General features: G+C 67.0%; 22 protein-coding genes. 12 read left to right on the top strand and 10 right to left on the bottom strand.

What is annotated here, in order from left to right:
* Positions 1–68: 68 nt before the first annotated feature.
* From GM672_RS01930 to GM672_RS01920, 3 genes are read right to left on the bottom strand one after another with little or no spacing between them, the layout of a single operon-like run.
* On the bottom strand, positions 69–974 hold the full coding sequence (locus GM672_RS01930; protein ID WP_155468846.1) for a LysR family transcriptional regulator: 906 nt from the start codon (positions 972–974) through the stop codon (positions 69–71).
* 31 nt (positions 975–1,005) lie between these two features.
* A complete protein-coding gene (locus GM672_RS01925) occupies positions 1,006–1,926 on the bottom strand; it encodes a pseudouridine-5'-phosphate glycosidase (protein ID WP_155468845.1) in 921 nt (306 codons plus the stop codon).
* 3 nt (positions 1,927–1,929) lie between these two features.
* Positions 1,930–3,045: a carbohydrate kinase gene (locus GM672_RS01920; protein WP_170299893.1), complete on the bottom strand. Its 1,116-nt coding sequence runs from the start codon at positions 3,043–3,045 to the stop codon at positions 1,930–1,932.
* A gap of 253 nt (positions 3,046–3,298) precedes the next feature.
* Here GM672_RS01920 and xapA point away from each other — a divergent pair, with 253 nt between their 5' ends.
* From xapA to GM672_RS01885, 7 genes are all read left to right on the top strand, one after another.
* Entirely contained in the window at positions 3,299–4,135 is an 837-nt protein-coding gene (gene xapA / locus GM672_RS01915) for a xanthosine phosphorylase (protein ID WP_155468844.1), read from the top strand.
* A 57-nt stretch (positions 4,136–4,192) separates the two neighbouring features.
* A complete protein-coding gene (locus GM672_RS01910; RefSeq protein WP_155468843.1) occupies positions 4,193–5,386 on the top strand; it encodes a phosphopentomutase in 1,194 nt (397 codons plus the stop codon).
* Positions 5,383–6,345 carry a deoxyribose-phosphate aldolase gene (gene deoC / locus GM672_RS01905; protein ID WP_155468842.1) on the top strand — a complete coding sequence of 321 codons (963 nt, stop codon included), beginning with the start codon at positions 5,383–5,385 and terminating at the stop codon, positions 6,343–6,345. Before GM672_RS01910 ends, deoC begins: the two co-directional genes overlap by 4 nt.
* Before the next feature lie 12 nt (positions 6,346–6,357).
* Positions 6,358–8,742 carry an aldehyde dehydrogenase family protein gene (locus GM672_RS01900; RefSeq protein WP_371867012.1) on the top strand — a complete coding sequence of 795 codons (2,385 nt, stop codon included), beginning with the start codon at positions 6,358–6,360 and terminating at the stop codon, positions 8,740–8,742.
* A gap of 136 nt (positions 8,743–8,878) precedes the next feature.
* The gene (gene deoA, locus GM672_RS01895) at positions 8,879–10,201 is read left to right on the top strand and encodes a thymidine phosphorylase (RefSeq protein ID WP_155468841.1); all 1,323 of its coding nucleotides are present in this window, start codon (positions 8,879–8,881) and stop codon (positions 10,199–10,201) included.
* Between the two features lie 99 nt (positions 10,202–10,300).
* Positions 10,301–10,705 carry a cytidine deaminase gene (locus GM672_RS01890; RefSeq protein ID WP_155468840.1) on the top strand — a complete coding sequence of 135 codons (405 nt, stop codon included), beginning with the start codon at positions 10,301–10,303 and terminating at the stop codon, positions 10,703–10,705.
* Positions 10,706–10,721: 16 nt separating this feature from the next.
* A complete protein-coding gene (locus GM672_RS01885) occupies positions 10,722–11,939 on the top strand; it encodes a nucleoside deaminase (RefSeq protein ID WP_155468839.1) in 1,218 nt (405 codons plus the stop codon).
* A 2-nt stretch (positions 11,940–11,941) separates the two neighbouring features.
* Here GM672_RS01885 and GM672_RS01880 read toward each other — a convergent pair whose 3' ends face one another.
* From GM672_RS01880 to GM672_RS01850, 7 genes are all read right to left on the bottom strand, one after another.
* Entirely contained in the window at positions 11,942–12,379 is a 438-nt protein-coding gene (locus GM672_RS01880) for a VOC family protein (RefSeq protein WP_155468838.1), read from the bottom strand.
* A gap of 124 nt (positions 12,380–12,503) precedes the next feature.
* Positions 12,504–13,268 (bottom strand): LytR/AlgR family response regulator transcription factor, encoded by a 765-nt coding sequence (locus GM672_RS01875; RefSeq protein WP_155468837.1) that lies wholly within the window; start codon positions 13,266–13,268, stop codon positions 12,504–12,506.
* A complete protein-coding gene (locus GM672_RS01870; protein ID WP_155468836.1) occupies positions 13,265–14,173 on the bottom strand; it encodes a sensor histidine kinase in 909 nt (302 codons plus the stop codon). Before GM672_RS01870 ends, GM672_RS01875 begins: the two co-directional genes overlap by 4 nt.
* Entirely contained in the window at positions 14,170–14,457 is a 288-nt protein-coding gene (locus tag GM672_RS01865) for a hypothetical protein (RefSeq protein ID WP_155468835.1), read from the bottom strand. Before GM672_RS01865 ends, GM672_RS01870 begins: the two co-directional genes overlap by 4 nt.
* Before the next feature lie 204 nt (positions 14,458–14,661).
* Positions 14,662–15,210, bottom strand: coding sequence for a GNAT family N-acetyltransferase (locus GM672_RS01860; protein ID WP_155468834.1), 549 nt, complete (start codon positions 15,208–15,210; stop codon positions 14,662–14,664).
* On the bottom strand, positions 15,210–15,902 hold the full coding sequence (locus tag GM672_RS01855) for a TetR/AcrR family transcriptional regulator (RefSeq protein ID WP_155468833.1): 693 nt from the start codon (positions 15,900–15,902) through the stop codon (positions 15,210–15,212). Before GM672_RS01855 ends, GM672_RS01860 begins: the two co-directional genes overlap by 1 nt.
* Positions 15,895–17,412 carry an aminotransferase-like domain-containing protein gene (locus GM672_RS01850; protein ID WP_155468832.1) on the bottom strand — a complete coding sequence of 506 codons (1,518 nt, stop codon included), beginning with the start codon at positions 17,410–17,412 and terminating at the stop codon, positions 15,895–15,897. Before GM672_RS01850 ends, GM672_RS01855 begins: the two co-directional genes overlap by 8 nt.
* A 169-nt stretch (positions 17,413–17,581) precedes the next feature.
* On the opposite strand from GM672_RS01850, the gene aptA reads away from it, so the two are divergent.
* From aptA to preA, 5 genes are all read left to right on the top strand, one after another.
* Positions 17,582–18,898 (top strand): omega-aminotransferase AptA, encoded by a 1,317-nt coding sequence (gene aptA, locus GM672_RS01845; protein ID WP_155468831.1) that lies wholly within the window; start codon positions 17,582–17,584, stop codon positions 18,896–18,898.
* Positions 18,899–19,005: 107 nt separating this feature from the next.
* Positions 19,006–20,121, top strand: a complete 1,116-nt coding sequence (gene ald, locus GM672_RS01840) for an alanine dehydrogenase (RefSeq protein WP_155468830.1) — start codon at positions 19,006–19,008, stop codon at positions 20,119–20,121.
* Between the two features lie 33 nt (positions 20,122–20,154).
* Positions 20,155–21,657 carry a CoA-acylating methylmalonate-semialdehyde dehydrogenase gene (locus GM672_RS01835; RefSeq protein ID WP_155468829.1) on the top strand — a complete coding sequence of 501 codons (1,503 nt, stop codon included), beginning with the start codon at positions 20,155–20,157 and terminating at the stop codon, positions 21,655–21,657.
* A gap of 96 nt (positions 21,658–21,753) precedes the next feature.
* Positions 21,754–23,124 carry an NAD(P)-dependent oxidoreductase gene (locus GM672_RS01830; RefSeq protein ID WP_155468828.1) on the top strand — a complete coding sequence of 457 codons (1,371 nt, stop codon included), beginning with the start codon at positions 21,754–21,756 and terminating at the stop codon, positions 23,122–23,124.
* A complete protein-coding gene (gene preA / locus GM672_RS01825; RefSeq protein ID WP_155468827.1) occupies positions 23,124–24,416 on the top strand; it encodes an NAD-dependent dihydropyrimidine dehydrogenase subunit PreA in 1,293 nt (430 codons plus the stop codon). The genes GM672_RS01830 and preA overlap by 1 nt, the downstream gene beginning before the upstream one ends.
* Positions 24,417–24,420 lie beyond the last annotated feature (4 nt).

The following is a 24,420-nucleotide window of genomic DNA, read 5'->3' as shown; positions in this document are numbered from 1 at the left end:
GAGCTGCGCTCATCGAATTCCCTGCTGCGCCCCCATGGTGGACACGAACCCGACCGTTGGCCGGTGGTTCAGTCGCGGGCGGGTGGCCGCAGGATGTTGAGAAAGGCGCGCACGACGGGGGCGTCGTCCAGCGTCGTGTAGGTGATGTAGAGGTTGGCCGACGGCGGGTTGGTGCGGATGGGCAGGAAGACGACGCCGGGCCAGCCGATGCGGCTCGTCGTTTCCGGCATCAAGGTCACGCCCAGGCCCGCGCCCACCATCGCCAGCAGGGTCTGCGGTTCCGACGCTTCCTGGAAGATGGCCGGCTGGAAGCCGGCGTTGACGCAGCACTGGATCAGGTAGCGGGGGAAGGCCGACTTGTCCAGCGCCAGGGTCAGCATCGGTTCCTCGGCAATGTCGGCCAACTCGATCGACTCCATCTTCGCCAGCCGGTGGTGCTCGTTGACGGCCACGCAGACGTTCTCGCGGAAGCACAGCTCCTGGCGCAGGTTGTCGTTGCGCAGGTCCGTTTCGTCCAGCTTCGGCTCGCGCCAGAAGCCCACGTCGATCTGCTTGGCGCGCAGCGCGTCGTACTGCACGGTCGGTCCCAGTTCGTGGATGGTCCACGTCACGCGGGGGAACTGGCTCTGGAACTGTTCGAGCAGGCTGGGAATCGGTCCCCACATTGCCGAACCGACGATGCCCACGCGCAGGCGGCCCACTTCGCCCCGGTCGATCTGGCGCACCGTGTCGATGGTCATGCGCATCTTGGCCAGCAGCTCGGCCGCCTCGTTCATCAACGCGCGGCCGGCCACGGTCAGCTCGAAGCTCCTGGTCGTGCGGGCAAACAGCTTCACGCCCAGCTCCGCCTCCAGCTTCATGATCTGCTGCGACAGCGGCGGCTGCGAGATATGCAGGCGTTCGGCGGCGCGGCTGAAGCTTTTTTCTTCGGCCACGGCGAGGAAGTACTTCAGTTGTTTCAGGTCGATGGACATGAGCGTGGGTCTGGGCGTGAGGGGCAAACGCTTACGCGATCGGATACTCCACCATCGCCCGCGCCAGCTCGGCGCCGACGCGGGCGTTGTTCTTGACCAGCGCGATATTGGTGGCCAGGCTGCGGCCACCGGTCAACGTCTTGATGCGGGCCAGCAGGAAGGGCGTAACCTTCTTGCCCGTCACGCCATTCTCGGCCGCTTCCTGCAGGGCCTGCAAGGTGATCGCGTCGATCTCTTCCTTCTGCATCGCATCCGCTTCCGGCACGGGATTGGACACGACGACGCCGCCGTTCAGGCCCAGGCGCCACTTGGTGTGGATGAAGGCTGCCTGGTCGGCCGCCGTGTCGAGCTGGAAGTCGGCATGGAAGCCGCTTTCGCGCGTGAAGAAGGCGGGGAATCCCGGCTGGCCGACGCTCACCACCGGCACGCCCTGGGTCTCCAGGTATTCCAGGGTCAGGCCGATGTCGAGGATGGACTTGACGCCCGCGCACACGACGGCCACGTTGGTTTGCGCCAGTTCCTGCAGGTCGGCCGAGATGTCGAAGCTCGTTTCGGCGCCCCGGTGCACGCCGCCGATGCCGCCGGTGACGAAGACGGAGATGCCGGCCAGCGCCGCGCAGATCATCGTGGCCGCAACGGTGGTGGCGCCCAGCTTGTTCTGCGACAGCACGTAGGCCAGGTCGCGGCGGCTCACCTTCATCGCCTCCGGCGACTGGCCCAGCAGCTCGAGCTGCTCGTCCGTCAGGCCGATGCAGATCTTGCCGTTGATGACGGCGATGGTGGCCGGCACGGCGCCACCGTCGCGGATGATCTGCTCGACCTCGCGGGCCGTCTGCACGTTCTGCGGGTAGGGCATGCCGTGCGAGATGATGGTCGACTCCAGCGCCACGATGGCCTTGCCGGCGGCGCGCGCATTGGCCACTTCGGGCGAGAAGGAGAGAAAGTGATGCATGCTTTAGTCCTGTTCTTGGAGGGTTGGGGCGCCGAGCAGCGTGGCTGTCAGCGCGGGCGATACGGTGTGCGGGCTTTGCACGGTCAGGGCAGCCGCGTGCAGGCCGCGCAGGCAGGCGCGCGTCAGGTCGGTGTCGCCTTGCGTCAGCGACCAGCACACGGCGGCCGAGAAGGCGTCGCCGGCGCCGGTCACGTCGACGACGTCGGCCGGGGCAATTTCATGGGCGGGCAGCCAGTGCAGGTCGCCCGGCACCGTGTGATAGACCCCGGCCGCGCCGCAGGTGACGATGATGTCCTGTGCGCCGTCGGCCTGCAAAGCGCGGCATGCTTCGCGTACGTGGGCTTCCGTGGGCAGCGCCCGGCCTGCGCGGGCTTCGAGTTCGCCGCGGTTGAGGATCAGGAGGCGCAGGCCGCGCAGTTCGCGCGGCAGCCGGGCCATCTTGGCCTGCGAGACGGCCACCAGCACCAGTGGCGTATCGCCGCGCTGCGCGTCGCCCAGCAGCAGCGCGACGGCCGCCTCGGGCAGGTTCAGGTCCGCCACCACCAGGGAGGCGGCGCTTCGCTGCGGCTGGCGCCCGGCCAGCCAGGCCGGCGTCAGGTGCTCGTACAGGGCCATGTCGGCCAGTGCCAGCACCATCTCGCCCGCGCCGTCCAGCACCGCCGTGTACGTGCCGGTGGCCGCGCCGGGCAGCTTCAGGGAGCCGGTCATGTCGATGCCGGCGCCTTCGGCATGGGTGCGCAGCGCCTGGCCGGCCGCGTCGTCGCCCAGCGCCGTCAGCAGGCTGCAGGGCGTGCCCAGGCGGGCCAGGTTCTCGGCGATATTGCGGGCCACGCCGCCGTAGGTCTCGACCGCGCTGGCCGGGTTGGACGTAGCCATGCACAGCTCGCCCAAGGTGCGCAGCTTGCGGTCCAGGTTGGCCGCGCCGATGCACAGTACGGCGCGGGCCGTCGGCAGCACATAGGCCCGGCCCAGCAGCCGGCGTTCCCGGATCAGGCTGGCGACGTGGCCGGCCACGGCCGAGCGCGACAGGCCGAGCTGGTCCGCCATCTGTTGTTGCGAGATGAAGGGGTTGGACCGGATCAGCTGGTAAAGCTGCTCTTTTTTTGGCAGGTCGCTCACGGGCGCTTTCGGGGGAATCGGTGGGTGGATCGCCAGGGCGACAAACTATTGTTTTTGATAGTAAACACTTGTCAGCTGGCTGTCAAACGGACGCATCCCTTATAATAGGCCAGTATTTATATAATCAACATATAAATGACCAAGAAAAATGGTATTTGCCATACATATCGGCGGTAAGGCATAGTGTCGCCTGCCACCTGGTGCCCCTGGCGCCACTGCAACATCGAACCGACTTCGCCACACAGAGGACCCCATGAACAATTCCCCCTTCCAGGCCGCCGCCATCGTCCGCGCGCGCATGCCGGCCGATTTCCAGCCACGTTGCGCACTGATCCTGGGCTCCGGCCTGGGCGTGCTGGCCGAGCAGATGAGTGACGCCGTCACCATCGGTTTCGACGAGCTGCCGGGCTTCCCGATCAGCACCGTGCACGGCCACGCGGGCCAGATGGTGCTGGGCACCCTGGCCGGCGTGCAGGTGGTGTGCCTGAAGGGGCGCGGTCACTTCTACGAAGGCTATGGCCTGGGCGTCATGACGAGCGCCGTGCGCACCCTGAAGCTGCTGGGCTGCGAATTCGTCTTCGTCACCAACGCGGCCGGTTCGCTGCGTCCGGAAGTCGATGCCGGCTCGCTGGTGGCGCTGAACGACCATATCAACTTCCTGCCCGGCACGCCGATGATCGGCCCGAACGACGAACGTTTCGGCCCCCGCTTCTTCAGCATGGCCAATGCCTACGACGCCGACCTGCGCAAGCTGCTGCAGGATACCGCCGCGTCTGAAGCCATCACCCTGCACGAAGGCGTGTACATCGCCTACGCCGGCCCGAACTTCGAGACGCCGGCCGAGATCCGCGCCTTCACCCGCCTGGGCGCCGACGTCGTCGGCATGTCCGTCGTGCCCGAAGTGGTGCCGGCCCGTCACTGCGGCCTGAAGGTGGTGGGCGTGTCCGTCATCACCAACCTGGCCGAAGGCCTGTCGCCGTTCCCGCTGTCGCACGAGCAGACCCTGAAGTACGCCGCCATCGGCGCGGAAAGCCTGGTGAAACTGATCCACGCCTTCATGGCGAAGGTCGCCGCCACGCCGAAAGCGTAATCAACACAGTATCGAAGGGGCGGCGCGACCGCCCCGAATCTTTTTAACGGGACCATCATGTCACGCGCATTCATCCTCCTGCTCGACTCCTTCGGCCTCGGCGCCACGCCGGACGCCGACAAGTACGGCGACGCCGCCGCCAACACCTTCGGCCATATCGCCGAATGGGCCGCCAGGGAAGGCGCGCCCATGCAGCTGCACAATCTGGAAAAACTGGGCCTGGCCGCGGCCGCCCATATCGCCACCGGTACCTGGGCCGAAGGATTCAAGGAGCGCGAAGGTTTCACCGGCGCCTACGGCGTCGCGCGCGAGCAGTCGACGGGCAAGGACACGCAGAGCGGCCACTGGGAAATCGCCGGCGTGCCGGTGCTGTTCGACTGGGGCTACTTCCCCAAGACCGTGCCGACCTTCCCGCAGGAGCTGACGGACAAGCTGCAGGCGCTGACGGGCGTGCCCGGCTTCCTGGGCAACTGCCACGCCTCGGGCACCACCATCATCAACGAGCTGGGCGACGAGCATGTCGCCACTGGCAAGCCGATCCTGTACACGTCGGCCGACTCGGTGCTGCAGATCGCCGCGCACGAGGAGCACTTCGGCCTGGAGCGCCTGTTCGAGATGTGCGAGCACGCCTACGAGCTGGTCAAGCCGTACAACATCGGCCGCGTCATCGCCCGTCCGTTCACGGGCGCCAATGGCGACTACAAGCGCACCGCCAACCGCCACGACTACGCCGTGCCGCCACCGTCGCCGACCTTGCTGGACCACGTCAAGGACGCCGGCGGCGAAGTCATCGCCCTGGGCAAGATCAGCGACATCTACGCGGCCAAGGGCGTCTCGCGCGTCGTCAAGGGCCCGGACAACATGGCCCTGTTCGACCAGCTGCTGAAGGTGCAGGACGAAGCGGGCGACAAGTCGCTGACGTTCGTGAACTTCGTCGACTTCGACATGATGTTCGGCCACCGCCGCGACGTGGCGGGCTACTCGAACGCGCTGCACGAACTCGACGCACGCCTGCCCGAATTCATCGCCAGGCTGAAGGACGGCGACGTCTGCGTCATCACGGCCGATCACGGCTGCGACCCGACCTCGCCCGGTTCGGACCACACGCGCGAGCACATCCCGATGATCTTCTTCGGCCCAGGTGTGGCCCCGCGCGCGCTGGGCGTGTCCGAAACGTTCTCTGACATTGGCCAGACCCTGGCTCACCACCTCGGCGTGAAACCTCTTTCCAACGGAACCAACCTGTTATGAGCATCCCCGCAGACTTCAAGCGCAACGAGGCCACCGGCCTTGACCTGGGCTGGCTGAACCACATCCACGTCAACAAGGCCGCGGCCGACCGCCGCGCCGCGTCGCTGGCGAACCGCCGTACCGTCAAGAAGGAATACCAGGCTGCGTGGCTGGTCAAGGCCATCGAGCTGATCGACCTGACCACCCTGTCCGGCGACGATACGCCGGGCCGCGTGGAGCGCCTGTGCATGAAGGCGATGCGCCCGCTGCGCACCGACCTGGTCGAGGCACTGGGCCTGCAGGACCGTAACCTGATGACGGGTGCCGTCTGTGTCTACCACGAGATGATCCGCCACGCGGACAAGGTGCTGAAGGGCCGCCTGCCCATCGCCGCCGTGTCGACCGGCTTCCCGGCCGGCCTGACCAGCATGGAAACCAAGGTACGCGAGATCGAACTGTCGGTCGCCGACGGCGCCCAGGAAATCGACATCGTCATCACGCGCCAGCACGTCCTGACGGGCAACTGGCAGGCCCTGTACGACGAGATGGTGGCCTACCGCCAGGCTTGCGGCGAAGCGCACGTGAAGGCCATCCTGGCCACCGGCGACCTGGTCACCCTGGAAAACGTGGCCAAGGCTTCTTGGGTCTGCATGATGGCGGGCGCGGACTTCATCAAGACGTCGACCGGCAAGGAAGGCGTCAACGCCACCATTCCCGTGTCGCTGACGATGGTGCGGACGATCCGCGAATACCACGAGCGCACCGGCTTCAAGGTCGGCTACAAGCCGGCCGGCGGCGTCTCCACGGCCAAGGCCGCGCTGCAGTACATGACCGTCATGAAGGAAGAGCTGGGCAACGAGTGGCTGGAACCCCACCTGTTCCGCATCGGCGCCTCCAGCCTGCTGACCGATATCGAGCGCCAGCTGGAACACTACGTGACGGGCAACTACTCCGCCGCCCATCGCCACGCGCAACCTTAAAGAACGACTGCCATGCCAACTATCAACGAGATCCTGAACACCATGGAATACGGCCCCGCACCGGAAAGCACGAAAGAAGCGCAAGCGTGGCTGGAGCAGCGCGGCCGCACCTTCGGCCTGTTCATCGACAACCAATGGACCGAAGCCGGCGAGACCTTCGCGTCGACCAATCCTGCCGACGGCAAGGAACTGGCGCAGCTCACGCAAGCCACGGCGGAAGACGTGGACCGTGCCGTGCAGGCCGCGCGCCGCGCCCAACCGGCATGGGCCGCCCTGGGTGGCCACGGCCGCGCGCGCATCATGTACGCCATCGCGCGCCTGATGCAGAAGCACGCGCGCCTGTTTGCCGTCCTCGAAACGCTGGACAACGGCAAGACCATCCGCGAAACGCGCGATGCCGACCTGCCGCTGGTGGCGCGTCACTTCTACCATCATGCCGGCTGGGCCCAGCTGCTGGACGAGGAATTCCCCGGCCACCGCGCCGTCGGCGTCGTCGGTCAGATCGTGCCATGGAACTTCCCCCTCCTGATGCTGGCGTGGAAAATCGCCCCGGCCATGGCGGCCGGTAACACCATCGTCTTCAAGCCGGCCGAGTTCACCCCGCTGACCGCGCTGCTGTTCGCGGATATCTGCGTGCAGGCCGGCGTGCCGGCAGGCGTCGTCAACATCGTCACCGGCGACGGCCGCACGGGCGAAGCCATCGTCAAGCACGAAGGCATCGACAAGCTGGCCTTCACGGGGTCGACGGAAGTCGGTCGCCTGATCCGCGAAGCCACCGCCGGCAGCGGCAAGAAGCTGTCGCTGGAACTGGGCGGCAAGTCGCCCTACATCGTCTTCGAGGATGCCGATATCGACGCCGCCGTCGAAGGCCTGGTCGATTCGATCTGGTTCAACCAGGGCCAGGTCTGCTGCGCCGGTTCGCGCCTCTTGGTACAGGAATCGATGGAGCCGCGCTTCCTGAAGAAACTGAAAAGCCGCATGGACACGCTGCGCCTCGGCTCGCCCCTGGACAAATCGATGGACATCGGCGCCCTCGTCGACCCGATCCAGCGCCAGCGCATCCACGGCCTGGTCGAGGCGGCACGCGCCGAGGGCTGCGAAATCTACCAGCCGTCTGCCTGCGAAATCCCGGCCGAAGGTTCGTGGTTCCCGCCCACCCTGATCACGGGCGCCTCCACGTCGGCCGCCGTGGCGCAGGCCGAAATCTTCGGCCCCGTGCTGGTGGCGATGAGCTTCCGCACGCCCGCCGAGGCGGTGCAACTGGCGAACAACACCGTGTACGGCCTGGCTGCGTGCGTGTGGTCCGAGAACATCAGCCTGGCGCTGGACGTGGCGCCGCAGATCAAGGCCGGCGTCGTGTGGATCAACACGGCCAACCAGTTCGATGCGGCCTGCGGCTTCGGCGGCTACAAGGAATCGGGCTATGGCCGCGAAGGCGGCCGCGAAGGCATGTTCGAGTACCTGGTGCCCGTGTCCGAGGACGCGCGTCCGGCCCTGCCGGCCGTGGCGAAGGCGGCGCAAACCAAACCCGCTGCATCGTCGAACGACCCGTTCGCCATCGACCGCACGGCCAAGCTGTACATCGGCGGCAAGCAGGCCCGCCCCGACGGCGCCTACAGCCGTCCCATCCACGGCGCGGACGGCAGCTTCCTGGGCGAGATCGGCGAAGGCAACCGCAAGGACATCCGCAACGCGGTCGAGGCGGCGCACAAGGCCGCCGGCTGGACCAAGGCGACGGCGCACAACCGCGCCCAGGTGCTGTACTACATCGCCGAGAACCTGGCTGCCCGCGGCCAGGAATTCGCCGGCCGCATCGCCGCCCAGACGGGTGCCAGGAATGCCGAGAAAGAAGTGCAGGCCGCCATCGAGCGCCTGTTCTACTGGGCTGCGTGGGCCGACAAGTACGACGGCGCCGCGCACCAGCCGCCGATGCACGGCATCACCGTGGCGCTGAACGAGGCCATCGGCGTGATCGGCATCGTCTGCCCGAACGAGAACCCGCTGCTGGGCTTTGTGTCGCTGGTGGGACCGGCCATCGCCGTGGGCAACCGCGTCGTGGTGGTGCCGTCGGAAGCGCATCCGCTGACGGCGACGGACCTGTACCAGGTGTTCGACACGTCGGACCTGCCGGGTGGCGTCGTCAACATCGTCACCGGCAGCGCGGACGAACTGGCGCGCACCCTGGCGTCGCACGGCGAGATCGACGCCGTCTGGCGGCACGACGGTTCGGCCGCCGGCTGCGCCGAAGTGGAGAAGCTGTCGGCCGCGTCGCTCAAGCGCACGTGGACGGGCGGCGCCAAGGGCCGCGACTGGTTCAGCACCCAGCAGGCCGCCGGCCGCACGGTGCTGGCCCACGCCACGCAGGTAAAGAACATCTGGATTCCTTACGGCGTTTAAGGCCATGGGGTCTGTCCCCGGCAAGCGACGGCGCCGGCGCTTGCCGTTGACGTCACGAGGGGACTGACCCTGGTTTTGTCGGCGCATCATGTAGAAACCATCCTGCGGCGCCAACCAAGTTTAGAAAGAATAGATCATGTACCTCCCCCAAGAAATCATCCGCAAGAAGCGCGACGGCGGCGTCCTCACCGCCGATGAAATCCGCTTCTTCGTGCGCGGCATCACGGACGGCAATACCACCGAAGGCCAGATCGCCGCGCTGGCGATGGCCGTCTTCTTCAACGACATGACGATGGACGAACGCGTCGCCTTCACCCTGGCCATGCGCGACTCCGGCGACGTGCTGGAGTGGAAATCGCTGAACCTGCCCGGTCCCGTGATGGACAAGCACTCCACGGGCGGTGTCGGCGACGTCGTCTCGCTGCTGCTGGGCCCCATGATCGCGGCCTGCGGCGGCTTCGTGCCGATGATCTCCGGGCGTGGCCTGGGCCACACGGGCGGCACCCTGGACAAGTTCGACTCGATTCCCGGCTACTGCACGGTGCCGGACAACACCTTGTTCCGCAAGGTCGTCAAGGAAGTGGGCGTGGCCATCATCGGCCAGACGGCTTCGCTGGCGCCATCGGACAAGAAGTTCTACAGCATCCGCGACGTCACGGCGACGGTGGAATCGGTGGCCATGATCACCGGCTCGATCCTGTCGAAGAAGCTGTCGGCCGGCCTGGACGTGCTGGCGATGGACGTCAAGGCAGGCAGCGGCGCCTTCATGCCGACGTACGAGAAATCGGTGGAACTGGCCGAGTCGATCGTCAAGGTGGGCAACGGCGCCGGCATGCTGACCTCCGCGCTGCTGACCGACATGAACGAATCGCTGGCACCCGCGGCCGGTAACGCGGTCGAAGTGCGCTGCGCCATCGACTACCTGACGGGCAAGGCCCGTCCGGCGCGCCTGCACGAAGTGACGATGGCGCTGTGCGCCGAGATGCTGGTGCTGGGCAAGCTGGCCGCCAACGAAACGGAAGCACGTGCCAAGCTGCAGGCATCGCTCGACAGCGGCGCTGCCGCCGAACGCTTCGCCAAAATGGTGACGGCACTGGGCGGTCCGGCCGACCTGCTGGAGAACATGGACGGCCACCTGGAACGGGCGCCGATCATTGTCGAAGTGCCGGCCCTGCAGTCGGGCTACGCCGCCACGACCAATTGCCGTGGCCTGGGCCTGGCCGTCGTCAGCCTGGGCGGTGGCCGCCGTCGCCCGCAGGACGCCATCGACTTCGCCGTCGGCCTGACGCAACTGGCCGAACTGGGCCAGAAGATCGACGCCGGCCAGCCGCTCGCCATCGTCCACGCCCGCACCGAGGAAGCGGCCCGCCAGGCCGTCGCCGAAGTGCAGGCCGCCTACACGATCGCCGACACGGCCCCGGCCGCCAACCCGATCGTCTACCGCACGATCCGCCCGTAAAAATTGCTCAAAAAATGGGGACAGACCCCATTTTTTGAGAAACATTGCCAAGAAAATGGGGTCTGTCCCCATTTTCTTGGCAACTTCCGAGATCCCGATATGAATACCGAACAACTGATCGTCGAAGCCAAGGCCGCGCGCCTGAAGGCTTATACCCCGTACTCGAACTTCAAGGTGGGCGCGGCGCTGCTGTGCCGCGATGGCAAGGTCTTCCACGGCTGCAATGTGGAAAACGCGGCGTACGGCCTGTGCAACTGCGCCGAACGCACGGCCTTCTTCTCGGCCTTTGCCCACGGCTACAAGCAGGGCGACTTCGACAAGCTCGTCGTGGTTGGCGAAACGGATGGCCCGATTGCGCCCTGCGGCGCCTGCCGCCAGGTCATCATCGAACTGGGCGGCAACGAGCTGCCCGTCGTGCTGACCAACCTGAACGGCGACGTCTTCGAGACGACGGCGGCCCAGCAGTTGCCGAACGCCTTCGGCGGCCAGGACCTGAAGAAGTAAGCCAAGGTAGAGCGCCTTGAAAAAAGCCATCGACGTGCAGGCCGCGGTCGCCATCGCGTCGCTGGAGGCCATCGCCGCCAAGACGCAGGGCACCTTCGGTGTCGGCGGCGTCATGCTGGACAGTTTCGGCAGCGTGCTGCAGGCGGTGCACAACAACGTCATCCGCAATGGCCTCGTTTACGATCCCACGGCCCACGGCGAACGGCAGCTGATCGACTGGTACTACGCGCAAAGCGCGAAGGGCAGGGCGCTGCCGCCGCCGCACGAGATCACCATCGTCACGTCGCTCGACCCCTGCTGCATGTGCGCCGGCGCCATCCTGGCCGGCGGCTTCAATGTGGTGGTGGCGGCGAACGACCGCCAGGCTGGCGTCAACCATGAAGGCGACGGCAGCTTCACCGCGCTGCCGGAAGGCTTGCGCGAGCAGGCCCGCGCCACCTTTGCCTATCCTGCCGTGTTGGGCTCGTCGTCGTATGCACGCACGGCGATCGGTGCCACGCCGCCGCCTTTCTTCATCGGCAAGACGATTGCCGAGCCAACCCAGGCCCTGTGCTCGCTCGTGTTCGAAGCCACGGCCGAAAGCGTGACGGGATTGTTCGATGCCGACCCGCCCCGCGAACAACTGCGCGACCCGGGCACGCTGCCGCCGGAGCACCCCATCGTGCGTGCACTCAAGCGTACCTGCCCGGATGCGCTGACCTACCGCTGCACGCCGCAGCGGCCCGACGCGGGACTGGCGCCCTACCTGCAGCATGCGGCCCGGCGCGACCGCGCCCAAGGCGGGCCGGGCGACGCCGTCGTGCTGCTCGACGCCTTCGGCAACCTGCTGCTGCGCTGCCACGGCCAGCGCAGCCAGTCCGCCATCCGCACGGCGTTCATGGAATGCACGCGCGCCTATGCCCAGCTGCGCTACAAGCTGATGGAAGGCGCCACGCCGGCGCAGCAGGACGAGGTGCGGCAATACCTGGGCCATCCCCGCGACGGCACCTTCGTGTTCGCGCAGGGGCCGGGCGACGATGCCGCCGGCTTCATGAACCTGGGGGCCTACGGCTCGACCATGGAAGGCCCGCTGCCGGCCCACAATCCGGCCCAGTTCCAGTACGTGCTGCCGGCGCTGGACGAGGCCCGGCTGGCGGAGCTGTGCGCGGACATGCCACCCCTGTACCGCCAGCGGATCGGCACGCGCCCCATGCAGGTGCGCGATGCCGCGCTGGTGGCCGCGCTGAGGGCATAGCTTCAGCGTTCGGCATCCACCCAAGGGTCGTACGTGCCGATGCTCCACACATGGCCTTCCGGGTCGCGGCACGTGAAGCCGCGCCCGCCATATTCCTCGTCCTGCAGCGGCAGCAGGATGGGCGCACCCGCCTCCACGGCCCGCGCGTAGACGCGGTCCGCGTCGTTGACCACCAGGTAGGACGTCTGCGTGACGAAGGTGCCGATCTCGCCGGGCGTCTTCAGCAGGCTGCCGTAGTCGCTGTCGACGACCGAACCCAGCATGATCATGCCGTTGCCATAGGTGAGTTGCGCGTGCGCGACAAGGTCGTTTTCCGTGCGCACGACGAGCGATGCTTCGAAGCCCAGGGTGTTGCACAGCCATTCGATGGCGGCGGGTGCGTCGCGATAACGCAGGCAAGGCATGATGGTTGCGCGGGTGTGCTTCGGTATCGTCGTCATTGCGTTTCTCCTTGTTCTGGCAATGCCCGAAAGGGCCGAATCACCAATATAGACCAGCACTATTCGTGGAGCAAGCGGGGTCAGGCAGGCGGAAAAACAACGGCCGGGCAGCGCATCGGCGCCCTTACATCTGCTGGAACAGGTGGGTATTACCCCGGCTAACTTCGAGCTCTTCCGTGAAATTGCGTACCCTGACCATCTGCCGGCCCCGCAGGTCGCGCGTCACGTGGGCGATGGCGTCGACCCGCACGAGCGTGGAGCGGTGGATGCGCCAGAACTCGTCCGGATCGAGCTCGTCGGCCAGTTCCTTCAGGGTCTTGCGGATCAGGACTTCGCCCTGCGCCGTCTGTACCCGCGTATATTTCTCGTCCGCGCGGAAGAACAGGATTTCGCGCGTGCTGATCATGCGCAGGCTGTTGCCCACCTGGGCCTGGATCCAGTGCAGGTAGTTGCGGCGCCGGGGTGCGCCGCCCAGGGCCAGCAGGCGGCCCAGCTGGCGTTCGATATCGTCGGGCTGGCGGCCGATGCGTCCCTTCAGCCGCGCGCACGTCGTCTTCAGGCGTTCGCCGCCCACCGGTTTCAGCAGGTAATCCAGCGCGCCCTGCTCGAAGGCCTCGATGGCGTACTGGTCGTAGGCCGTGACGAAGACGATATGGCAGCGGTTGAACAGCAGGCGCGCCGCCTCGATGCCGGACAGGCCGGGCATGCGGATGTCGAGGAAGACGATGTCCGGCAGGTGGCGCCCGGCCAGCTCCACCGCTTCCTGCCCGTTGGCCGCTTCCGCCACGATGCGCAGCCCGGGCCAGCACTCGTGCAGGCGCTTGCGCAGCATGTCGCGCATCGGTTCCTCGTCGTCGGCGATCAGGGCCGTGGCGGCAGCGGCATTCATGGCGTGTCCTTGGCGAAGATGTCGGGGGCGAACGGCACGCGCACGCAGGCGCGGCAGCCCCCTTCGGGCGGGGCTTCGATCAGCAGCTCGGCGCGACTGCCGAACATCAGCTTCAGGCGCTCGCGGATATTGGCCAGCCCGACGCCGTCGCCGGCCAGGTGCGAGAAGCCGACACCGTCGTCCTGCACTTCCACCTCCAGCACGGTGCCGGCGGCGCGGGCGCGGATATCGATGCGTCCGCCCTCGATCTTCGGCTCCAGGCCGTGCTTGATGGCGTTCTCGATCAGGATCTGCAGCATCATCGGCGGGAAGGACGCGCTTTCCAGGCCGGACGGCACGTCGATCGACACGGCCAGCCGCGCCTTCATGCGCGCCTGCATGATGGCCAGGTAGGAGCGCGACAGGGCGATCTGCCGGCCCAAGGTGGCGCCGCCCCGCGCGCGCATCTGCGGCAGGGTCGAGCGCAGGTAGTCGATCAGGTGTTCGTGGATGCGGGCCGCCTGGGGCGGGTCCGTCTCGATCAGCTGGCCGATCAGGGCCAGGGTATTGAACAGGAAGTGCGGTTCCACCTGCGCCTGCAGGGCCGCCATTTGCGCTTCCAGCACGCGCCGTTCCATGCTTTCCAGGCCGGCGTGGGCGGACGCTTCACGCGCCTCGATCTCGGCCTTGCGCTTGCCGCCGGCCAGCACCTTCAGGCCGCAGGAAATGAGCACGAAGGCCAGGGCCTGTTTCGGCAGCAGCACGGGCGTGCAGGCCAGCAGCAGGGCCAGCACCCACGTCACCACCAGCTGGCGAAACGGCACCTGGGCCAGCCAGTCGAAGAACTGCCACCACAGCGTGCTGGCCGTCTCGCCCAGTTCGCGCAGGAAGCCGATCGCGCCCGTGCCGCCGGCCGCCACTTTCATTGGGCCCCGCCGTGCATGGTGTCCTGTGGCGGCTCATGCAGGGGGCGCCGTGGTGCATGCGGCGTGCCGAATGCGCCGATGACGAGCTTGGCCAGCAGGAAGATGACGAACAGGGTCAGCGCCAGCGGCAGGATGGTCAGCAGCAGGGCCAGCATCACGCACAGGGCCAGCAGCGCCGGCCACGACATGCGGCCGAGGCGGCGCACGGCATGGCGCCCCACGCTCAGCACGGCGTTGGCCGCCTCGCGTACCGTCTCGGTAAAGGTCTTATTGATGGTTTTCATGCTGGATCGCTCCCGTAACGTGACAATGACGTCACTTTAGCGCCGCCGTCGGCGGGTGGGACCGGCCATCCGATGAACCGCCGTTTTGACGGGTTGATTTGCAGCGGCGGCGGATGAATGGTGCCGTACCGCGCGCGCGCCAGGTGCCTCGATTAGGTGCCTCGATTCAGGTGTCTCACACCGGACTGGCGGCGGAACAGGGTGTCAGCGTTCCTGCCAGTCGCGCCGCAGCAGACCGTAGTAATCGCTGTCGCACACTTCGCCGTTGACGAACCAGCGCTCGCGCAGGCAGCCTTCGTGGCGGAAGCCCAGCCGCGTCAGCAGCCGGCCCGACGCCGTGTTGCGGGGATCGACGTCGGCCTCGATGCGGTGCATGTCCAGCTCGTCGAACGCATGCGCCAGTACGGCCGGCATGGCTTCCTGCATCAGGCCCTGGCCCCAATGCGGACGCGCCAGCATGTAGCCGATCTCGCAGCGGCGGTTGGCGGCATCGAAGCTGCGCAGCGTGACGGTGCCGGCCAGGTCGCCGCCGACTTCCAGGACGAAGGTCAGCACGCTGCCGTCCGCATAGCCGGCCAGGCACCGGTCCAGCAGCGCGTCGGCGCGGGCCGGGTCGGTCCACGCGGCCGAGCTCCAGTAGCGCATCGCCTCCGGGTCGGAAAAGAGGCGGAACAGGGCAGTCGCGTCGCCTGCGCGCAGGAAGCGCAGGCGTACGCGCTCGCATTGCAAGGTGAATGGGGCGAAAAACGGCATCATCTCTCCTTGTCCGGTGGTGAAGGTGGTGGTACTGGCGGGGCGGTTTCGGTGATTCCCAGGGTGGACAGTACCATCCGCACGACGGTCTGCTCGGCCTCGTCGAAATCCTTGCGGCCCAGCCGGCGGTTCAGCACCAGCGCCATCTGCGGCGCGAAATCGGCATACGACTGCGTCATCGCCCAGATGGCGAACAGCAGGTGGGCCGCGTTGACGGGGGCGATATGGCCGGCCGCGATCCACCCTTCGAACACTTCGATATCGCGCCGCAGCACGGGAATCACGCGCGCGCGGATCTGCTCCCCGTACAGCTTGGCCCCGCCGATGACTTCCATCGCATACACGCGCGACGCATACGGCTGCTCGCGCGAGAACTTCAGCTTCGCCTGGATATACGCGCGCAGCACGGCGCCCGGTGCCATGCCGGCATCGGCCAGGTGGGTCATCCGTTCCAGCCACTCGTCGAGCACGTCGTCGAGCACGCGCTGGTACAGGGCCTGCTTCGTTGGAAAGTAGTACATCAGGTTCTGCTTCGACAAGCCGGCGTTTTCCGCCACGGTGGCGATCGACGTGCCTTCGTAGCCGCATTCGGCGAACACGCGCACGGCCTCGGCGACGATGTCGGCTTCCAGACGGTCGCGGTTCTGCACCCGGCGCGAGGCGCCGTTGGCGCGCGTGCTGCGCTTATCCATGCTGGCCCCCATCCGCGCGCAGGCCGTCGCGCTGTGCATCGCGCAAGAACGCGCGCAGCAGGGGCTCGGCCGTGTAGGCCACATTGAAGCGGAACCAGATGGTGGGGCTGGGCCGCAGCATGAAGAATTCGTTCGGCGCCAGCAGCACGCCGGCGCGCAAGGCCTGGTCGGCGATGACACGGCCGTTGCGGGTGGGCGTGGGTGCGATATCCCAGCCGGCGCTGACGAACATGCCGCCGCGCGGCCGGGCCACGGGGGCCATGCCCACCTCGCGCAGGACCTCGATGCTGCGTTCGCGCCCCGCGTCCAGCTGGGCCACGAGCTTTTCCACCATGCGCCGGTAGGGGCGCGCCGTCAGCGCGTGATAGACGGCGCGCTCGTTCACTTCCGACGTCGTCAGCCCCGTCAGCATCTTCACCCGCACCAGTTCCGGCAGCAGCGAGGCGGAAGCGCAGATCGAGCCGACCCGCAGCACGGGCGACAAGGTCTTGGAAAAACTGCCGACGCGGATGACGCGGCGCAGGCCGTCCAGCGCCGCCAGCGACGCCTCGCCGCGCGCGGCCAGCTCGCGGTAGATATCGTCTTCCACAAGCCAGAAGTCGAACTGCTCGGCCAGCGCCAGCAAACGGTGCGCCTGGGCCGGCGACAGCGACGTGCCGAGCGGATTTTGCAGCACCGTGTTGACGAACATCAGCTTGGGCTGGACCAGCCGGGCCTGGGCCGCCAGCGCGTCCAGGTCCAGGCCCCGGTCGTCGCGGGGAATGCCGACGACATTGCAGCCGTGGTGGCGGATCAGCGACAGCAGGTTGCTGTAGCCCGGGTCCTCGACGAAAACGGTGTCGCCCGGGCGCGTCAGGGTGCGCAGGATCAGGTCGAAGGCGTGGGTGGCGCCGTGCGTCAGCAGCACCTGGTCCGGCTCGACGGGGAACAGCTCGTCCGATAGGCTGCTCGACAGTTGCTGGCGCAGGCCGGCGAAGCCCAGCGGGTGGCCGTAGCCGCGCAGCCGGTTGGCGGGAATGCGCATGGCCTGGCGCACGGCGTCGAGAATGGTGTCCTCGCCATACCACTCGGGCGGCAGCCAGCCCGTGCCGGCCGGCAGCGCTTCGGAAACGCCCGTGTACAGCTCCGGTGTCAGCGCATCGACGGCGCCCCGGCCGCCGGCGCAGGGCGAGGGCAGCAGGGCGTCCGGCTGCAAGGTCGGCGGCAGGTCCTGGCGCGCCACGAAGTAGCCGGACCCGCGCCGCGAGCACAGCAAGCCCAACGTGACGAGGCGGTCGTAGGCCTCGACAACTGTAAAGGTACTGATGCCATTACACTTGGCGAACTGCCGCACGGACGGCATGCGCGTGCCCACCCGCAGGGCCTTGGCCGCCACCATGGCCGTGACCGCCGCGACGATCTTGTCGACGAGGCTGCCTTTCTTGCCCCGCTCCAGCGCCAGCAAGGGCCACGCAGGAATTCCCACCGCATCGTCGGCGCCTTGATCTGCCTCAAACTCGTGAATCGTCATCGTTGACTCCGCTTACGCGCTTTCCAAAACTGTAGTGTTTTGGCTACCTGTACGGTTGGATGGTTTTTCCGATTGTGTATATGTGCCATAGTGAACGGCGTGACTATTATTGCATCATCATTTTGCCAACTGGTAAAGTTTTTTACGGATCGTAAAAAAGGAGAAAAGCATGAACGAATCCCGCCCGGCATCGCTGGCAGCCTTCTGGATGCCTTTCACGAACAACCGGGATTTCAAGGCCAATCCCCGCCTGCTGGTGTCGGCCGCGGGCGTCCACTACAAGGATGTCGACGGCAACCAGATCCTGGACGGCACGGCCGGCCTGTGGTGCGTCCCCTGCGGCCACACGCAGCCGAAGATCGTCGCGGCGGTGCGCGAGATGGTCGGCCAGCTCGACTTCGCGCCCACCTTCCAGATGGGCCACCCGGCCGCCTTCGAACTGGCCGACCGGCTGATGGACTACACCAACCACCGCTTCGGTCACGTCTTCTACACCAACTCCGGCTCCGAGGCCGTCGACACGGCGCTGAAGATGGCGCTGGCGTACCACAAGGCGCGCGGCGAGGCATCGCGCACCCGCTTCATCGGCCGCGAACGGGGCTATCACGGCGTCGGCTTCGGCGGCATATCCGTCGGCGGCATCGCCGGCAACCGCAAGCCCTACGGCACCTTGCTGCCGGGCGTGGACCACCTGCCGCATACGCACAACCTGGAAAAGAACGCCTTCACGAAGGGCGAGCCTGAATATGGCGCCCACCTGGCGGACGAGCTGGAACGCATCGTCGCGCTGCATGACGCCTCCACCATCGCCGCCGTCATCGTCGAGCCGGTGGCCGGCTCCACCGGCGTGCTGATTCCGCCGAAGGGCTACCTGAAGCGTCTGCGCGAGCTGTGCACGAAGCACGGCATCCTGCTGATCTTCGATGAAGTCATCACGGGCTTCGGGCGCATGACGACGCCGTTCGCGGCCGACTATTTCGACGTCGAGCCGGACATGATGACCACCGCCAAGGGCCTGACCAACGGCACCGTGCCGATGGGCGCCGTGTTCTCGAAAAGCTTCGTGCACGACGCCTTCATGGACGCGCCGGCCGGCATCGAACTGTTCCACGGCTATACGTATTCCGGCCACCCGCTGGCCTGCGCCGCAGCCCTGGCCACGCTGGAAGTGTTCCAGGAACAGGACATCCTGGGCCACGCAAAGGGCCTGCAGGACTACTGGGTCGATGCCGTGTATTCGCTCAAGGGCCTGCCGCATGTGATCGACCTGCGCTGCATCGGCCTGATCGCCGGCATCGAGCTGGCGCCCATCGCGGGCAAGCCGGGCGCGCGTGCCTACGCGGCGTTCAAGAAGGCCTTCGCGGACGGGGTGCTGATCCGCGTGACGGGCGACATCATCGCCTTGTCGCCGCCGCTGGTGTTCGAGAAACAGCATATCGACGAACTGTTCGGCAAGCTGGCAAGAATTTTGAAAGAGCTCGACTGAGGACTCGACCAACGACGCACCCACCTACGCGGCCAGGGCAGGGACGGGGCACCGACACAATCGGCGCTTGCGGCCCGGCACCCGGCGCAGGATAAAAGGAGACGAAAATGCTAGTAGGCGTACCCAAGGAAATCAAGAACCAGGAATCCCGCGTCGGCCTTACCCCGGCCAGCGTGAAGGAACTGACACTGCGGGGCCACCAGGTCCTGGTGCAGCACAACGCCGGCGCCGCGATCGGCCTGGCCGATGAACTGTACGGCGCCGCCGGCGCCACCATCGTCGACTCGGCCGAGGAAATCTTCGGCCGCGCCGACATGATCGTCAAGGTCAAGGAGCCGCAGCCGCAGGAATGCGCGATGCTGCGTCCCGGCCAGATCCTGTATACCTACCTGCACCTGGCGCCGGACCCGGAACAGACCCGCGCGCTGGTGGCATCTGGCGCCGTCTGCATCGCCTATGAAACCATCACGGGACCGGGCGGCGGCCTGCCGCTGCTGGCGCCCATGAGCGAAGTGGCGGGGCGCATGTCGATCCAGGCCGGCGCGGCCCACCTGGAGAAATCCAAGGGCGGCATGGGCCTGCTGCTGGGCGGCGTGCCTGGCGTGGCGCCGGGCCACGTGGCCATCATCGGCGCCGGCGTGGTCGGCACCAATGCGCTGCAGATGGCCGTCGGCATGGGCGCCCGCGTGACGGTGCTGGACAAGAACGTCGACCGGCTGCGCCAGCTCGACCTCGTATTCGGCAACCGCGTGCAGACCATGTACTCGAACGCCCACACCATCGAGGAAGCGGTGCTCGACGCGGACCTCGTCATCGGCGGCGTGCTGGTGCCGGGCGCCGCCGCACCCAAGCTCGTCACGCGCGCCATGGTGGCGAAGATGAAGCAGGGCGCCGTCGTCGTCGACGTCGCCATCGACCAGGGCGGCTGCTTCGAGACTTCGCACGCCACCACGCACGAGGCGCCCACCTTCGTCATCGACGGCGTGGTGCACTACTGCGTCGCCAACATGCCGGGCGCGGTGGCGCGCACGTCCACCTTCGCACTGAACAACGCCACCATCGGCCACGCGCTGGCGCTGGCGGACAGGGGCTGGGCCAAGGCGCTGGCCGCCAACCCGCACCTGAAGAACGGACTCAATGTCTGCCAGGGCAACGTCACCTATGAAGCGGTGGCGCATGCGCTGGGCTACCCCTACGTGCCGGCGGAATCGTTGTTGGCTTGATTCTGTTGGCCCCAATCGAACGATAGGAACATCATGACGGACCTGGACACCATTACCCACCATATCGGCGGCAGCAAGGTCGATACGCGCAGCGGCCGCTATGCCGACGTCTTCAACCCGGCAATGGGCGAGCCCGTGGCGCGCGTCGCGCTGGGCACGGCCGAGGAAGTGGATGCGGCCGTGCAGGCCGCGCATGCCGCCTTCCCGGCCTGGGCCGACACGCCGCCGCTGGCGCGCGCCCGCATCCTGTCGAAGTACCTGCAGCTGTGCCAGCAGCATACCGACGACTTCGCGGCGATGCTGACGCGGGAGCACGGCAAGACCTTTGCCGACGCCCGCGGCGAGGTGGCGCGCGGCATTGAGGTGGTGGAGTTCGCCATCGGCATTCCGCACCTGCTGAAGGGCGAATTCACCGACCAGATCGCGCGCGGCATCGACGCGTGGTCGATGCGCCAGCCGCTTGGCGTCGTCGCCGGCATCACGCCGTTCAACTTCCCAGTGATGGTGCCGATGTGGATGTTCCCCGTTGCGCTGGCATGCGGGAACACCTTCATCCTGAAGCCTTCCGAACGCGATCCGTCGCCGTCGCTGCTGCATGCCGAACTGCTGAAACAGGCCGGCCTGCCGGACGGCGTGTTCAATGTGATCCAGGGCGACAAGGTTACCGTCGACGCACTGCTGGAGCATCCGCTGGTCGAGGCAATCAGCTTCGTCGGCTCCACGCCGATCGCCGAATACATCTACGCCAAGGGCAGCGCCAACGGCAAGCGCGTGCAGGCACTAGGCGGCGCCAAGAACCACGCCGTGGTGATGCCCGACGCCGACATGGAGATGACGGTGGATGCCCTGATGGGTGCCGCGTTCGGTTCGGCCGGCGAGCGCTGCATGGCGATCTCCGTCGTGGCGGCGGTGGGCGACGCAGGCGACAAACTGATCGGCGCACTGCAACGGCGCACGGCCGCACTGAAAATTGGCGACGGCATGGCACACGATGCCGAAATGGGGCCGGTCGTCACGCAGGCCGCCAAGCTGCGCATCGAAAAGCTGATCGGCGAAGGCGTCGAGCAGGGTGCCACGCTGGTGGTCGACGGGCGCAATCACAAGGTGGCGGACCGGCCCAACGGCTTCTTCGTCGGTGGCACCCTGTTCGATCACGTCACGCCCGACATGACGATCTACAAGGAGGAGATCTTCGGCCCCGTGCTGTGCGTGGTGCGCCTGCCGGACGTGGGCAGCGCGGTGGAGCTGATCAACCGCAACGAGTACGGCAACGGCGTGGCCGTGTTCACGCGCGACGGCGGCGTGGCGCGCGAGTTCGTGCGGCAGATCCAGGTCGGCATGGTGGGTGTGAACGTGCCGCTGCCGGTGCCGATGGCCTTCAACAGCTTCGGCGGCTGGAAGCGCAGCCTGTTCGGCGACCACCACGCCTACGGCCCCGAGGGCGTGCGCTTCTACACGCGCCACAAGGCCGTGATGCAGCGCTGGCCGAATACGGCCTCCGCTGGCGCGGAATTTGCATTCCCTCAGATGAAGTAGTTGACGCCAGATGTCGGGGGGACTGTCCCTCCCGGACTGTCCCCGGTTTTACCCAGCACAGTGATGTCTTATTCAGGACCAGCCAGGAACCACACCATGCTCGACTCACTACACTATATCCCCCAACCCACCGCCACCAATGGCGAACTGGCCAGCCACTTTACCGACCTGGCACCGCCCCTGAACGCGCGCCAGGCCGCCATCGAAAGCGCGCGCTGCCTGTACTGCTACGACGCACCGTGCACGCGCATCTGCCCGTCCGAGATCGACGTGGCCAGCTTCATCCGCAATATCCATGACCGCAATATCGACGGCGCCGCCGCCGGCATCCTGAAGCAGAACATCTTCGGCGGCAGCTGCGCGCGGGTGTGTCCCACCGAGATCCTGTGCGAGGACGCCTGCGTGCGCAACCACGACGCCGAAGGCCAGCCTGTCAAGATCGCGCTGCTGCAGCGCTACGCCACCGACAATATGTCCTTCGTCGACCACCCGTTCCAGCGCGCCCCGAGCACCGGCAAGACCGTTGCCGTGGTGGGCGCGGGCCCTGCCGGCCTGTCGTGCGCGCACCGGCTGGCCATGCTGGGCAACGACGTCGTCGTGTTCGAAGCCCAGGCCAAGCCGGGCGGCCTGAACGAATACGGCATCGCCAAGTACAAGCTGACCAACCAGTTCGCCCAGCGCGAAGTGGAATTCCTGCTGGGGATCGGCGGCATCGAAATCCGCTGCGGCCAGAAGCTGGGCGAGAACCTGCACTTGAAGGACCTGCACGCGAACTACGACGCCGTCTTCCTGGGCCTGGGCCTGGGCGCGAGCCGCCAGCTGGGCCTCACCGGCGAGGATGCACCGGGCCTGCTGGCCGCCGTCGACTACATCGCCGCGCTGCGCCAGGCCAGCGACCTGGCCGCGCTGCCCGTGCCGCGCCGCGCCATCGTCATCGGCGCCGGCAATACGGCCATCGACATGGCCGTGCAGATCGGCCGCCTGGGCGCCGAGGAAGTCACCCTGGTCTACCGGCGCGGCTTCGACGCGATGGGCGCCACCCACCACGAGCAGGACATCGCCAAGGCCAACCTGGTGCGGATGGTGACGTGGGCGCAGCCGCGCGAAGTGCTGCTGGACGGCTTCGGCCGCGTGCGCGGCATGCGCTTCGAGAAGACCGCGATGAACGACGCCGGCCGCCTGACGGGCACGGGGGAAACCTTCGAGATCGCCGCCGACGCCGTGTTCAAGGCCATCGGCCAGGGCCTGGCCGAAGCGTCGCTGTCCGATCCGCTGGCCACGCTCCTGAAGCGCGACGGCGACAAGATCCACGTGGATGACCGCTTCCGCACGGCGCTGCCGGGCATCTACGCGGGCGGCGACTGCGTGGCACCGGGGCAGGACCTGACGGTGCAGGCCGTCCAGCACGGCAAGCTGGCGGCGCTGGCGATTCATTCCGATATGCAGGCGAAGAAGGAAGGTGTGTGATGAAAGCGGACCTCAGCATCGATTTTTGCGGCATCAAGTCACCCAACCCGTTCTGGCTGGCCTCCGCGCCGCCGACCGACAAGGCCTATAACGTCATCCGCGCCTTCGAGGCGGGGTGGGGCGGCGTCGTGTGGAAGACGCTGGGCGAAGACCCGCCGGCCGTCAACGTGTCCTCGCGCTACTCGGCCATCTACGGCAAGAACCGCGAAGTCCTGGGCTTCAACAACATCGAACTGATCACCGACCGTTCGCTCGACATCAACCTGCGCGAGATCACGGCCGTCAAGGAAGCGTGGCCGGACCGTGCCATCGTCGTGTCGCTGATGCTGCCCTGCGAGGAGCACTACTGGGCCGACATCCTGCCGAAGGTGGAGGCCACCGGCGCGGACGGCATCGAGCTTAATTTCGGCTGCCCGCACGGCATGCCGGAGCGGGGCATGGGCGCGGCCGTCGGCCAGGTGCCGGAGTACGTGCAGCTCGTCACCAGCTGGTGCAAGAAGCACAGCCGCCTGCCCGTGATCGTCAAGCTCACGCCGAACATCACCGACATCCGCCAGCCGGCGCGGGCCGCGAAGGCCGGCGGCGCCGATGCCGTCTCGCTGATCAACACCATCAACTCGATCACGTCGATCGACCTGGACCGGATGGTGGCGCTGCCCACGGTGGGCCAGGCCAGCACGCACGGCGGCTACTGCGGCACGGCCGTCAAGCCCATCGCGCTGAACATGGTGGCCGAGATCGCGCGCGACGAGCAGACCCGCGGCCTGCCCATCTCCGGCATCGGCGGCATCAACAACTGGCGCGACGCGGCCGAATTCATCGCGCTGGGCGCCGGCTGCGTGCAGGTGTGCACGGCGGCCATGCTGCATGGTTTCCGCATCGTCGAGGAAATGAAGGACGGCCTGGCCCGGTGGATGGAGTCGAAGGGCTACCAGACCTTGGCGGACTTTTCCGGCAAGGCCGTGCCGAACACGACGGACTGGAAATACCTGGACATGAACTACAAGGTCATTGCCCGGATCGACCAGGATGCCTGCATCGGCTGCGGCAAATGCTTCGTCGCCTGCGAGGACACGTCGCACCAGGCCATTGCCAAGCTGGTCGACCCGATCAGCGCGGCACGCAGCTACCAGGTCATCGACCACGAATGCGTCGGCTGCAACCTGTGCGAAATCACCTGCCCGGTCCAGAACTGCATCACGATGGTGCCGCAGCAGACCGGCAAGCCCTATATGAACTGGACCCAGGATCCGCGCAATCCGCGCGCGGAGAAGGTGCCGACGGCGGCGTGAATCC

The sequence above is a fragment of the Pseudoduganella buxea genome (assembly GCF_009720835.1).
GTDB lineage: Bacteria > Pseudomonadota > Gammaproteobacteria > Burkholderiales > Burkholderiaceae_D > Rugamonas > Rugamonas buxea.
The sequence above is the reverse complement of the archived record's forward strand: the minus strand, read 5'-3'. Positions and strand labels throughout refer to the sequence as shown.